This is a genomic window from Rouxiella sp. Mn2063, assembly GCF_049319665.1.
In the GTDB taxonomy this organism is placed as follows: Bacteria; Pseudomonadota; Gammaproteobacteria; order Enterobacterales; family Enterobacteriaceae; genus JBMOUD01.
Genome location: NZ_JBMOUD010000002.1, coordinates 79,107 through 92,122, shown reverse-complemented (window position 1 = coordinate 92,122; position 13,016 = coordinate 79,107). Strand labels below are relative to the sequence as shown.

Genomic DNA, 13,016 nt, shown 5'->3' with positions numbered 1-13,016 from the left:
TAGGTGACGCCAATCATGCCAAAGGCAATGATTGGCGAACTCAGATTACTGATAAGTCACAGTAAAATCGGCATTAGCGTTTGCCAGACCAGCGCTTACATTTTTATCTGTCGAGATATATTGTGCGGTAAAATAGAGTTTATTTTTACCCGTTGCCTGCAGGTTTTGTGCAGGAGCTGGCGTTGAACCATCAACCGCCACCGCTTTACCAGACGAGAGAATTTGAATACCAACGCCTTTAGCCACTACAGTATTGGTATTAGATTCGTCAGTCATACCCAGCGCAAGAATATTATTTTTGCCCGCATCGGTTGGGCCAGAGAAAGTAATTGACGCTTTTTTATAAACATCAACGCTACAGTCGGTAAGACCAATAGTAAAAGGCTTGGCTTCAGACGTCTGGCCTGCGTCAGTAAATTTAGAGGCTTTATATTGTCCCAACTCAACAGTTTGCCCCAAGCTATCGTTATCGACAGCGCAAGGCGCATTAACAATTTGACCGGTAAAATGCACAACGCCGCCATCAACAGTAACAGAATCTTTTGGTGCGGGAATATCATCAGCAACTGCAGCTGTTGATACACAGAAAAGCAAAGGTAGAACTGCCGCGAAAGAAGTTTTTTTATTAATAAAGTCCATTAAAATATTTTCCTGAATTACGATGTATAACCCATATCATTTTCATGACATGGCGATAGGTTAAAATCTAAAAAATAGATATTGCAGGCACTGAAGAAATTGGCCGAAGACACCAATATTCGTCAATAATTAGCTCCCTGTTATGACGTATAAAATACGCCATCCCTCTATTACAGCTCAGCTGTAATGGAGCATTAACTAACATCATTAAAAAACGATAAAAAACTCATTACTTTAATGATCGACTTGATGAAAATAAGTAGCACATCTCTCCGCCTTAAAAGAGTCAATGAAGGCACTTTTACGCGAGTGTGATATAACTCAACTTATTTTAGGTGATGATATGCTTTTGAAGGTATTTAAAAATCGCATCAAGATTAATTAGAGAAAACCATTAACCCCACAAGCTCGACACATTGTTTTTAAAAACAATGCAAAAACCTGTGAAATGCTCTTTTCTTCAAAGCAAGATTGGTGCCTTAGTGTAAGAATCATCATCCATTTCAATTCATGTAACAAAAAGCTTATTGGGATTGAAATATGTGCATCAAAAAATCCGTTATCAACACAAGACTTGACCACAATTTAAAAGATAATTTATTGCGGTGAATCAATATAAGAAAGTCTATACATCACTATAATGAATTAAAAGAAGTTAATACCATTCAATAACCAATAAATCAATAGTTCTCACCTATTAATAAAAAAGGAATTAATCACTTAAATATTTGTTTTATAAAAACAAAATAACTAAATAACGGGTCGTTACTATATAACAAAAAATTTTATCTTTTCCTATAAAGCAAGCGGGATTATTCCTAGAAGTATATTAAAAATAGATATTTTACCCTTTCCTTACATTGTAAATTTTTCTATATTTCCGCTAAAAAATCATTATATCTTCACGTACCAACCAAGAATAAATAATAATTATAACTGTATAAGTTTTATTATTAAAAACCATATTATTGGAATGTGTAATAATGGAGCTCAAAATATTTAATAAATATTTTGAGCTCCATTGCCACGTCATCATCTGGTCATTATTGGACTGATTATGTAAGCGTTGCGCAAATTCGGTCGCTTATCACTACGTATTAATATGTCAGCGTTGCCGAACGCGCCCGGCAAGGGTTTTAGGGCGAAAACCCTTGCATCCTACGCCTGCGCTTAGCTTTCCGGGTCGCTGGCGACTTCCCGCGTTCACTGCTTTGGCCGGACGGGTCGGTTTCAACAATCATCCCTGATTGTTCAACCTAAATCGGCCGTCCTGGCCGATTTCCCCTGGCCTGCATCCGTTCACTTGGCCGACAAGATGCGCTATTGAAGGTCAAAAGATGGCAAACCAAAGACTAGATCAACACCAGGAAAGAAGTAGCTTTCCATCAAACTTAACGAATCAGTTGTTATTCATCCATCTTAAAATGGATAAAAAAAGCCCCGCTTCACATCTGTGAAGCGGGGCTTTTATCGCATATCACTTAACGTGATATTAAATATCGATATTTGCTGCTTTCAGGGCATTCTCTTCGATGAAGGCACGACGAGGCTCTACCGCATCACCCATTAAGGTGGTGAACAGCTGGTCGGCAGCAATCGCGTCTTTAATCGTGACGCGCAGCATGCGACGTTGTTCTGGGTCCATGGTAGTTTCCCACAGCTGCTCTGGGTTCATTTCTCCCAGACCTTTATAACGCTGCACAGACAAGCCACGGCGTGACTCTTTCACCAACCACTCCAACGCCTGCTCGAAGCTGGCAATCGGTTGACGGCGTTCGCCACGCTCGATATACGCATCTTCTTCGATCAAACCACGCAGCTTCTCACCGAGTGTGCACAGACGGCGATATTCGCCACCGTGGATAAACTCGAAGTCGAGATCATAATCGGTGTCTACGCCGTGAGTACGAATACGCAGGATAGGCTCGAAGATCTGACGCTCGCGGTTTTCACGAACGATAGCGCTGTAGCTGCTACCGTGCTGCTCTTTCTCATTGAGTAAGGCGACTAACTGCTCGATCCAGCTTTGTACTTTCGCTTGGTCGGTCAGGTCGCTTTCGCCCAGCGTTGGCTGATAAATCAGATTGTTTAGCAACGCACGCGGGTAACGGCGCTCCATACGATCGATGGTTTTCTGCACGCTATAGTGTTCAGCAACCAGTTTCTCCAGCGCTTCACCAGACAAGGCTGGCGCATGGGCATTGGTATGCAGCGTTGCCCCGTCCATCGCGATAGCAATCTGATACTGCGTCATCGCTTCATCATCTTTGATGTACTGCTCTTGCTTGCCTTTCTTCACTTTATACAGCGGCGGCTGAGCAATAAAGATGTGGCCACGTTCAACAATTTCTGGCATCTGACGATAGAAGAAGGTCAACAGTAGCGTACGAATGTGCGAACCATCGACGTCGGCATCGGTCATGATGATAATGCTGTGGTAACGCAGCTTATCCGGGTTGTATTCGTCGCGGCCAATGCCGCAGCCGAGCGCGGTAATCAGCGTGGCCACTTCTTGCGAAGAAAGCATCTTGTCGAAACGCGCTTTCTCAACGTTAAGAATTTTACCTTTCAGCGGCAGAATCGCCTGATTCTTACGGTTACGGCCCTGTTTAGCCGAACCGCCCGCCGAGTCCCCTTCCACTAAGTACAGTTCGGAGTGGGCCGGGTCGCGTTCCTGACAGTCAGCCAGTTTGCCTGGCAAGCCAGCTAAATCCAGCGCACCTTTACGACGGGTCATTTCGCGCGCTTTACGTGCCGCTTCACGCGCACGGGCTGCATCAATGATTTTACCGACAACGATTTTAGCGTCGCTCGGGTTTTCCATCAGGTAATCAACCAGCTTTTCGTTCATCAGGGTTTCAACCGCTGATTTCACCTCAGAGGAGACCAGTTTATCTTTGGTCTGTGAGGAGAACTTAGGATCCGGCACCTTAACAGAAACGACAGCAATCAAGCCTTCGCGGGCATCATCACCCGTTGCGCTAATTTTGGATTTTTTGCTGTAGCCTTCTTTATCCATGTAAGCATTCAGCGTACGGGTCATGGCGGCGCGGAAACCAGCCAAGTGCGTACCACCATCGCGCTGTGGGATGTTGTTGGTAAAGCAGTAGATATTTTCCTGGAAACCATCGTTCCACTGTAGAGAAACTTCTACGCCGATATCATCTTTTACCGTTGAGAAGTAAAACACGGTTGGATGGATCGGGGTTTTGTTACGGTTCAGATATTCCACGAAAGCTTTGATACCGCCTTCGTAGTGGAAGTGATCTTGTTTGTCGCCACGCTTGTCTTGCAGGCGGATCGACACACCGGAGTTAAGGAACGACAGCTCACGCAGGCGCTTAGCCAGGATGTCGTACTCAAATTCGGTGTGATTGGTGAAGGTAGCAAAACTTGGCCAGAAACGGACGGTTGTCCCGGTCTGTTCTGTCTCGCCCACGACTTTCAATGGATTTTGTGGTTCGCCGTGCACGTAAGTTTGCTCATGCACTTTGCCTTCACGACGAATAGTCAATTCCAGCTTTTCAGACAGCGCATTAACTACCGAGACGCCAACGCCATGCAAACCACCAGAAACTTTATAAGAGTTATCGTCAAATTTACCGCCGGCGTGTAGCACGGTCATGATGACCTCAGCAGCAGACACACCCTCTTCTTCGTGGATACCGGTTGGAATACCGCGGCCATCATCCTGAACAGAGACCGAGTTATCGGCATGGATAGTGACAAGAATATCTTTACAGTGGCCAGCAAGGGCTTCGTCGATAGCGTTGTCCACAACCTCGAATACCATGTGGTGCAGACCAGTGCCGTCATCGGTATCGCCGATATACATGCCCGGGCGCTTGCGCACCGCGTCCAGCCCTTTTAATACCTTGATACTTGAGGAGTCATAAGAATTCGACATCAACGTTTCTCGCTCATATTTAGTCCTTGTGATAGAACGGCTATTTTACCCTGTTCCACGCGGAACATCTTGCCATTTTCACCCACCATATCGGCAACTTGCTCGGCGCTTACTGCGCTGACAAAAACCTGGGATTGGGTGGCTTTCAGGCGATCGGCTAACAACCGGCGACGGCCGGTGTCCAGCTCAGAGGCAAAATCGTCAAGAAGATATAGACAACGCCGCCCGCTTTGTCGGGTGAGGAACTCACCCTGCGCTAAACGCAGCGCGCACATCAGCAGTTTTAGTTGCCCGCGCGATAATAAGTCTTCAACCGGCGTGCCATCAGCACGGATACGGAAGTCAGCTTTATGCGGGCCTGATGCGGTGTAAGTTAAGGCTCTGTCGCGTTCAAAATTCCGCTCCAGCAGCTCGCCATAATGGCTCTCTTTATCCCATCCACGTTGGAAAGAGAAACTTAAGGCAAACTCAGGCAGAAATTGCGTGCAAGTCGCGCTGATATCAGCGGCGATTGCCTCGCTATAAGCTGCCCGCCATTCGCTAATACGCTCAGCCAACGGGATTAATTCCTGATCCCAGGCGCGGATTTGCGCATAGCGTGTTACCTGACGCAGCGCAGCATTGCGCTGCTTGAGTAACCGTCGTAGGTTGCTCCAGGCGATAAAAAAACCGGGATCGTGATGAAAACAGCCCCAATCCAGAAACGCCCGCCGGAACTTCGGCCCGCCGTTAAGCAGAGTGAAGCCTTCGGGTGTAATCAACTGCATAGGCAGCATTTGCGCCAGTTCAGAGACTTTATGGCCATCAGTGCCATCAATGCGCACTTTGCTATCGCCCTGACGACTTTTGCTCAAACCAACGGCCTGCTCACGCTCACCACCGTCATCAATACGGCCGTGTAGCACAAACTCATCTTGTTCGTGGCGAATCACTCGCCCCGCTTGCAAACTGCGAAACGCGCGACCGTGCCCGAGCGTATATACCGCTTCAAGCACACTGGTTTTACCGCTACCGTTCGGCCCTACCAGAAAATTAAAACCGGGCGATAAATCTAAATCCGCCGCCTCGATATTACGAAAATCTTTAATCAGTAAGCGCGTTAGGGCCATGTAAACCAATTTCTTAATCATCGCCCAATCAAGAGCGTTGGCGTCGCAGCCAGTTTGGATACAGTCAGCGCACAGCCCCCGGCGCGTACATCAGTACGTGAGGAGTGCGAGCACTGCCCGAATTCAAACTGGCAAGTAAGGTAGCCCGTTTTAAAGTCTCATAGGCATGACGACATAGGCGGCTGCCTGACTGGCCCCATCCTCAATCTGCACGCTGGAAGTTGAGTCGGTAAGCAGTAAACGCACTTCTTCACATTTAAGCGCATTTAACACGTCTAGCACGTAGCTGACGTTGAAGCCGATTTCCATTTCTGTCCCTTCATAGGCCACATCAAGGATCTCTTCCGCTTCTTCCTGCTCTGGGTTATTGGCGGTAATTTTCAGCTGATTATGGCTGACATACAAACGCACGCCGCGGAACTTCTCGTTGGACAAAATCGCGGCGCGAGCAAATGCCTGCTTAAGCAAATCACAACCAGCTTGCAGCGTTTTATCAGGGTTTTTCGGCAATACGCGGCGATAATCAGGGAAACGTCCGTCAACTAACTTGGACGTAAAGATAAAATCACCAACGTGGGCACGAATGTTGTTACTACCAATCTGTAATTGCAGCGTGTTTTCGCCGCCGTCGAGCAGACGCACCAGCTCCATCACCCCTTTACGAGGCACGATCACCGAATGCGACGGTAATGATTGGCCGATTGGCATCGCACAAACGGCCAGACGGTGGCCGTCGGTTGCTACGGTGCGCAGCTCTTCACCTTCGGTTTCAAACAGCATGCCGTTGAGGTAGTAGCGTACATCCTGATGAGCCATTGAAAACTGTGTCGACTCAATCAGACGTTTCAACGTTGCCTGCGGCAAGGTGAATTCCACCTCGCTCTGCCAATCATCAAGATTAGGGAAATCGGTCGCTGGCAAAGTAGACAGCGAGAAACGGCTGCGTCCAGAGCGCACCAACATGCGATCGCTATCAAGCGCGACAGAAATCTCTGCGCCTTCAGGCAATCCACGGCAGATATCAAAGAATTTCCGCGCAGGTACGGTGGTTGCGCCAACTTCATGGGGCTGGGACAGGGCCACTTTCGCCACCATCTCCATTTCCAGGTCGGTCCCGGTCAGCGACAACGATCCCTCGGTGACCTGCAATAACAGGTTGCCAAGGATAGGCAGCGTTGGTCGTCCACCCAGCGGGCTACTGACCTGTTGCAGCGGTTTTAGCAAATGCTCACGTTCAACAATAAATTTCATAGCGCTAGGAAGATAATGTTCTGATTAAGTTAGAGAAATCTTCTTTGATGTCGTGACTTTCTTCACGCAACTGCTCGATTTTACGGCAGGCATGCAACACCGTTGTATGATCGCGACCACCGAACGCATCGCCGATTTCTGGCAGGCTGTGGTTGGTGAGCTCTTTGGCCAGCGCCATCGCCATCTGGCGCGGGCGAGCGACCGAACGGGAACGCCGTTTAGAGAGCAGGTCAGCGACCTTGATTTTATAATATTCGGCTACCGTTTTCTGGATATTGTCGATAGTCACGAGCTTTTCTTGTAGCGCTAATAAATCACGCAGCGCTTCGCGAACAAAATCGATAGTAATCGCACGGCCGGTAAAGTTGGCGTTAGCGATAACACGGTTCAACGCCCCTTCCAGCTCACGCACGTTAGAACGCAGACGTTTGGCAATAAAGAACGCCACTTCTCCTGGCAGACGAATATCGTTCTCGTCAGCTTTTTTCATCAGGATCGCTACGCGGGTTTCCAGCTCAGGTGGTTCGATCGCTACGGTCAATCCCCAACCAAAGCGGGATTTCAAACGATCCTCAACGCCATTGATCTCTTTAGGATAACGATCCGAGGTCAAAATGATCTGCTGGTTACCTTCTAGCAACGCATTGAAAGTATGGAAAAACTCTTCCTGAGAGCGTTCTTTATTGGCAAAGAATTGAATGTCATCGATAAGCAGTGCATCAACCGAACGATAGTAACGTTTGAACTCTTCAATGGCGTTATTCTGCAAGGCTTTCACCATATCTTGCACAAAACGTTCAGAGTGCATGTAAACCACTTTGGCATTGGCTTTGCGCGCCATAATGCCGTTGCCGACCGCGTGCAACAAGTGCGTTTTACCCAAGCCAGTGCCGCCGTATAAAAACAGCGGGTTATAAGCACCGCCCGGATTGTCAGCGACCTGACGCGCCGCTGCACGAGCCAACTGGTTCGATTTACCCTCAACAAAGTTGTCGAAAGTGTGCTTGGGATTCACATTAGAGCGATAAGAAAGCTCCGGCTGGGCAGGTGAACTATCCCAGCTTGGGCGCGAAGGCGCAGCGCGAGGCAATACTCGCGCCTCTGCCGGTGAACTCACTGTCGCAGTGACGGTTTCATTGGCGCGCTGTACCAGAGGTTTGCTACCGACTTCAAAACGTAATAAAGGAACATCTGAGCCGCAAAAATCATTAAGCAGCCCATTAATGTTATTTAGGTATTTGTCTCGTACCCAGTCGAGGACAAAACGGTTAGGTGCATACAGCGCCAACGTGTTGTCGCTCAGTTCCGCCTGCAATGGGCGTATCCACATACTAAATTCTGTGGCAGGTAACTCATCCTGCAAACGGGCAAGACACTGCTGCCAAAGCGAAAGTGACACGGCGGACTCCACTCGAACAAGACCAAAAAAAGAAAAGGATCAGGATATTTTTCGAATCATGATTATAGGCACACGCCCCGCCCGGCTTGATTTCATACGCGGAGGAGAAGTTTACGAGCTGCCCTGTCAGCAGGATCGAACAACGTGCGAACCGATTATTCGGTTTTATCTATTACGATTTTATCAACAACTGGTTTATCTATAACTTGTTTTTATCTGTAGAAAGACGATACGGAAGTCACCCGTTGTATCTCCGACCTAGGATCTCGATCGGAATGACGGATCATAGCAAAAAGCGCGGAAGAGATCCTCCCCTTCCTGACAGTTTTGATCCTTTTTATCCACAGGCTAGAAACACAAGTGGATAAGCGTAGTCGATCCTAAAATATTTAGCAGGCCTTAAACAAGCTACTGTTAAAAAATAAGCGGACTCTTAGGCCAGCAATGAGGAAGGATCGGAGGATCGCTCGATAAGGATCAAGGCATGATCCTTGCGATTTATTAGAGAGTCCGTATAATCCACAGCCCTACGTGTGATGCCTGTGTTCCTGACGTTATAAAACTTGACGGAATTAAGCGCCGACCACGGGTAAATCTGGTAAACAACTGGCCAAATTTTAGCAATCTGAATTGACTCAGGACTGTACAATTACTACAATCCCGCTTCTTTATGAATTGCGAATAGGGCATCGGTCATTTTATGGTCGTCAGCCTACGCGTTTACTGTGAAGTCAATTAATTTAAGTTTAGGTAGAAATCGCCATGAAACGCACTTTCCAACCGTCCGTACTGAAGCGTAACCGTAGCCACGGTTTCCGTGCTCGTATGGCAACCAAAAATGGTCGTCAGGTTCTGGCCCGCCGTCGCGCGAAAGGCCGTACTCGTCTGTCTGTTTCTAAGTAATAAAAGCTAACCTGTTTAGTGGGTAAGCTCGCTTTTCCCAGGGAGTTACGTTTGTTAACTCCCCGTCATTTCACTTTCGTCTTTCAGCAGCCACAACGGGCTGGCACGCCGCAAATTACCATCCTCGGCCGCCTGAACGAGCTGGGGCATCCCCGCATCGGTCTTACTGTCGCCAAAAAACATGTCAAACGCGCTCATGAACGCAACCGGATCAAACGCCTTACCCGCGAAAGCTTCCGGCTGAAACAACATGCGCTGCCGCCTATGGATTTTGTGGTGTTGGTAAAGAAAGGTGTTGCTGATCTCGACAACCGTGCACTGACGGAAGCGTTGGAGAAACTATGGCGTCGACATTGCCGGCAGGCTCCCGCATCCTGATTGCCGTGATACGTGGGTATCAACTGGTTATCAGTCCATTGCTTGGGCAACATTGTCGTTTTCAACCGAGCTGTTCTCAATACGGTATTGAGGCTATCGGTCGTTTCGGCATGATAAAAGGTAGTTGGTTGACTTTGAAACGCGTATTAAGATGCCATCCTTTGAACCCAGGTGGTGATGATCCCGTACCGCCGAAAACCGACAATAACAGAGACCACTAACGATGGATTCGCAACGCAATCTTTTTCTCATCGCTCTGCTGTTCGTGTCTTTCATGATTTGGCAGGCCTGGCAGACGGACCACGCTCCGCAACCAGCCAACCAAACCACGCAAACCGCGAATACTGCTACTGGCGATGCTGCTACCCAGACTCTTGCTGGAAGCGGACAGGGCAAACTCATTACGGTTAAAACCGATGTCCTCGACTTGACCATCAATACCCGTGGTGGTGATGTTGAGCAGGCTCTGTTGACTGCTTACCCAACCAAACTGGGTTCAACTGAACCATTCCAGTTGCTGGAAACTACCCCTTCTTTCGTCTATCAGGCACAAAGCGGTCTGACAGGCAAAAATGGCCCGGACAATCCTGAAAACGGCGCACGTCCTTTATATAGCGTCAGCCAGGATAGCTTCACCTTGGCCGATGGCCAGGCTGAATTGCGCATTCCGTTGACGTTCAAAGCGGATAACGGTGCCGTTTATACCAAAACTTTCGTGCTTAAACGTGGCGCTTACGCGGTCAATGTTGAATACAACATTAACAATACCACCGCAGCACCGCTGTCTCTGACCATGTTCGGTCAGTTGAAGCAAACTATTGACCTGCCTAAGCATCGCGATGCGGGGAGCAATAACTTTGCTCTGCATACCTATCGTGGCGCGGCTTACTCTTCAAGCGACGACAAATACCAGAAGTATGCGTTTGATAAGAGCGAGCGTCTGGATGTCACCACTCAAGGTGGTTGGGTCGCGATGTTGCAGCAGTACTTTGCAACCGCGTGGATCCCAGCAGGCAAAGATACTAACAAGTTCTATACCCGCGATGACAACGGCGTTTCCTTCATTGGTTTCACCGGCACACCGTTTATTGTGCAACCAGGTGCGCAGCAACAAGTTGCTTCCACTCTGTGGGTAGGCCCAGAAATTCAGGACAAAATGGCTGCCATCGCGCCGCATCTTGACCTGGCAGTTGATTACGGTTGGTTGTGGTTTATCTCGCAGCCGCTGTTCAAACTGTTGAAGTTTATCCACAGCTTCATTGGTAACTGGGGCTTCTCCATTATCGTTATCACCTTTATCGTGCGCGGTATCATGTACCCACTGACCCGTGCGCAATATACCTCGATGGCGAAAATGCGTATGTTGCAGCCAAAACTGGCGGCAATGCGCGAGCGTATCGGTGATGACAAACAGCGCATGAGCCAAGAAATGATGGCGCTGTACAAAACCGAAAAAGTTAACCCGTTGGGTGGCTGTCTGCCGCTGGTTATCCAGATGCCAATCTTCCTGGCGCTGTATTACATGCTGTCAGGCTCGATTGAACTGCGTCATGCGCCGTTTGCTCTGTGGATCCATGACTTGTCTGCGCAGGACCCGTACTACATCCTGCCAGTACTGATGGGTATCACGATGTTCTTCATTCAGAAGATGTCGCCAACCACCGTGACCGACCCAATGCAGCAGAAGATCATGACCTTCATGCCGGTTATCTTCACTGTGTTCTTCTTGTGGTTCCCGTCTGGTCTGGTGGTGTACTACATCGTCAGTAACCTGGTGACCATCCTCCAGCAGCAGCTGATTTACCGCGGCCTGGAAAAACGTGGTCTGCACAGCCGCGATAAGAAGAAAAAATAATTTGCGCTGATAAGACTCAGTGCATAATTGAGAAGGCGGTCATTTGACCGCCTTCTTTTTTAGATGAAGCCCCATAATCTTGTAAGCAAAGGCCTAAACAGTATGAGCACATCAGATACCATTGTTGCCCAAGCCACGCCCCCAGGGCGCGGTGGCGTTGGCATTTTGCGCATCTCAGGGCAAGCCGCCAGCCTGGTGGCTCAGGAAGTGCTGGGTAAGTTGCCAAAACCACGCTATGCCGACTATCTGCCATTTCGCGATATCGACGGCAGTACGCTCGATCAAGGCATCGCGCTGTGGTTTCCCGGCCCAAACTCCTTTACCGGTGAAGATGTGCTGGAATTGCAGGGCCACGGCGGCCCGGTCATTCTCGATTTGCTGTTAAAACGTATTTTACAGTTAAACACTGTGCGCATTGCGCGCCCGGGTGAGTTCTCTGAGCGTGCATTCCTTAATGACAAGCTCGACCTGGCACAGGCCGAAGCGATTGCCGACCTGATCGATGCCAGTTCTGAACAGGCAGCCCGTTCCGCCGTCAACTCATTGCAAGGGGCATTTTCTCAGCGGATCCATCATTTGGTGGAAGCACTTACTAACCTGAGAATCTACGTCGAAGCAGCGATCGATTTCCCAGATGAAGAAATTGATTTCTTGTCGGACGGTAAAATTGAAGCCGCCTTGAATCGGGTGATTGTTGACCTCGATAACGTGCGCGCCGAAGCGCGTCAGGGCAGTCTGCTGCGCGAAGGGATGAAAGTGGTGATTGCCGGGCGGCCAAATGCCGGAAAATCTAGCTTACTCAATGCATTAGCAGGCCGAGAAGCCGCAATTGTCACCGATATTGCCGGGACGACGCGCGACGTGCTGCGTGAACATATTCATATCGATGGCATGCCATTGCATATTATTGATACCGCCGGGTTGCGCGAAGCTACCGATGAAGTTGAACGTATCGGTATCGAACGTGCATGGAATGAGATCGAACAAGCTGACATTGTGCTATTTATGGTCGATGGCACTACCACATCAGCCACCGAGCCTGCACAAATCTGGCCAGAGTTTATTGCTCGCTTACCAGAAGCGTTACCGATCGTTGTTGTACGAAATAAAGCCGATATAACAGGCGAGACGCTAGGCGAAGAGGAAGTAAATGGTCACTCACTTATTCGTCTGTCGGCAAGAACCGGCGAAGGTATCGACGTATTACGTGACCATTTGAAGCAAAAAATGGGCTTCAATCACAATATGGAAGGCGGCTTCCTGGCCCGCCGCCGCCACCTGCAAGCTCTTGAGCAGGCGGCGCAGCATCTATTGCAGGGGAAAGATCAACTGCTTGGTGCCTGGGCCGGTGAATTGCTGGCGGAAGAGCTGCGTCTCTCCCAGCAATCATTAAGTGAGATCACCGGCGAGTTCAGCTCTGATGATTTGTTGGGCCGAATCTTCTCCAGTTTCTGTATTGGTAAATGACAGGCGTTAACTTGCCTGAAGATCGAGTACAATCTCGGCGTTAACGCTATTACGTTCTATACCCGCAACGTTAAATTGTTGGGTATATATCCAAGATAATTAAATGAG

Annotated in this window: 10 protein-coding genes; 5 read left to right on the top strand and 5 right to left on the bottom strand. The window is 48.7% G+C overall.

What is annotated here, in order from left to right; genetic code table 11:
• Positions 1-45 precede the first annotated feature (45 nt).
• From fimA to dnaA, 5 genes are all read right to left on the bottom strand, one after another.
• Positions 46-639 carry a type 1 fimbrial major subunit FimA gene (fimA, locus tag ACL9RG_RS03805; protein ID WP_422791261.1) on the bottom strand — a complete coding sequence of 198 codons (594 nt, stop codon included), beginning with the start codon at positions 637-639 and terminating at the stop codon, positions 46-48.
• A 1,492-nt stretch (positions 640-2,131) separates the two neighbouring features.
• A complete protein-coding gene (gene gyrB / locus ACL9RG_RS03800) occupies positions 2,132-4,546 on the bottom strand; it encodes a DNA topoisomerase (ATP-hydrolyzing) subunit B (protein WP_422791260.1) in 2,415 nt (804 codons plus the stop codon).
• A complete protein-coding gene (gene recF / locus ACL9RG_RS03795) occupies positions 4,546-5,655 on the bottom strand; it encodes a DNA replication/repair protein RecF (protein WP_422791259.1) in 1,110 nt (369 codons plus the stop codon). The genes gyrB and recF overlap by 1 nt, the downstream gene beginning before the upstream one ends.
• Before the next feature lie 150 nt (positions 5,656-5,805).
• Positions 5,806-6,906: a DNA polymerase III subunit beta gene (gene dnaN / locus ACL9RG_RS03790; RefSeq protein ID WP_422791258.1), complete on the bottom strand. Its 1,101-nt coding sequence runs from the start codon at positions 6,904-6,906 to the stop codon at positions 5,806-5,808.
• A 4-nt stretch (positions 6,907-6,910) separates the two neighbouring features.
• Positions 6,911-8,305: a chromosomal replication initiator protein DnaA gene (gene dnaA, locus ACL9RG_RS03785; RefSeq protein ID WP_422791257.1), complete on the bottom strand. Its 1,395-nt coding sequence runs from the start codon at positions 8,303-8,305 to the stop codon at positions 6,911-6,913.
• Between the two features lie 762 nt (positions 8,306-9,067).
• Here dnaA and rpmH point away from each other — a divergent pair.
• The 5 genes from rpmH (at position 9,068) to mnmE (ending at position 12,908) form a co-directional block, all read left to right on the top strand.
• Positions 9,068-9,208, top strand: coding sequence for a 50S ribosomal protein L34 (gene rpmH, locus ACL9RG_RS03780; protein ID WP_005976668.1), 141 nt, complete (start codon positions 9,068-9,070; stop codon positions 9,206-9,208).
• An 18-nt stretch (positions 9,209-9,226) separates the two neighbouring features.
• On the top strand, positions 9,227-9,586 hold the full coding sequence (gene rnpA / locus ACL9RG_RS03775) for a ribonuclease P protein component (RefSeq protein ID WP_422791256.1): 360 nt from the start codon (positions 9,227-9,229) through the stop codon (positions 9,584-9,586).
• Positions 9,550-9,807 carry a membrane protein insertion efficiency factor YidD gene (gene yidD, locus ACL9RG_RS03770; RefSeq protein ID WP_422791255.1) on the top strand — a complete coding sequence of 86 codons (258 nt, stop codon included), beginning with the start codon at positions 9,550-9,552 and terminating at the stop codon, positions 9,805-9,807. The genes rnpA and yidD overlap by 37 nt, the downstream gene beginning before the upstream one ends.
• 2 nt (positions 9,808-9,809) lie before the next feature.
• A complete protein-coding gene (gene yidC / locus ACL9RG_RS03765) occupies positions 9,810-11,441 on the top strand; it encodes a membrane protein insertase YidC (protein WP_422791254.1) in 1,632 nt (543 codons plus the stop codon).
• Positions 11,442-11,543: 102 nt separating this feature from the next.
• Positions 11,544-12,908 (top strand): tRNA uridine-5-carboxymethylaminomethyl(34) synthesis GTPase MnmE, encoded by a 1,365-nt coding sequence (gene mnmE, locus ACL9RG_RS03760; RefSeq protein ID WP_422791253.1) that lies wholly within the window; start codon positions 11,544-11,546, stop codon positions 12,906-12,908.
• The last annotated feature ends 108 nt before the right edge of the window (positions 12,909-13,016 follow it).

Coding starts and splice junctions, on each gene's coding strand:
- fimA (WP_422791261.1), bottom strand. CDS start 639: ATGGACTTTATTAATAAAAAAACTTCTTTCGCGGCAGTTCTACCTTTG.
- gyrB (WP_422791260.1), bottom strand. CDS start 4,546: ATGTCGAATTCTTATGACTCCTCAAGTATCAAGGTATTAAAAGGGCTG.
- recF (WP_422791259.1), bottom strand. CDS start 5,655: ATGGCCCTAACGCGCTTACTGATTAAAGATTTTCGTAATATCGAGGCG.
- dnaN (WP_422791258.1), bottom strand. CDS start 6,906: ATGAAATTTATTGTTGAACGTGAGCATTTGCTAAAACCGCTGCAACAG.
- rpmH (WP_005976668.1), top strand. CDS start 9,068: ATGAAACGCACTTTCCAACCGTCCGTACTGAAGCGTAACCGTAGCCAC.
- yidD (WP_422791255.1), top strand. CDS start 9,550: ATGGCGTCGACATTGCCGGCAGGCTCCCGCATCCTGATTGCCGTGATA.
- yidC (WP_422791254.1), top strand. CDS start 9,810: ATGGATTCGCAACGCAATCTTTTTCTCATCGCTCTGCTGTTCGTGTCT.
- mnmE (WP_422791253.1), top strand. CDS start 11,544: ATGAGCACATCAGATACCATTGTTGCCCAAGCCACGCCCCCAGGGCGC.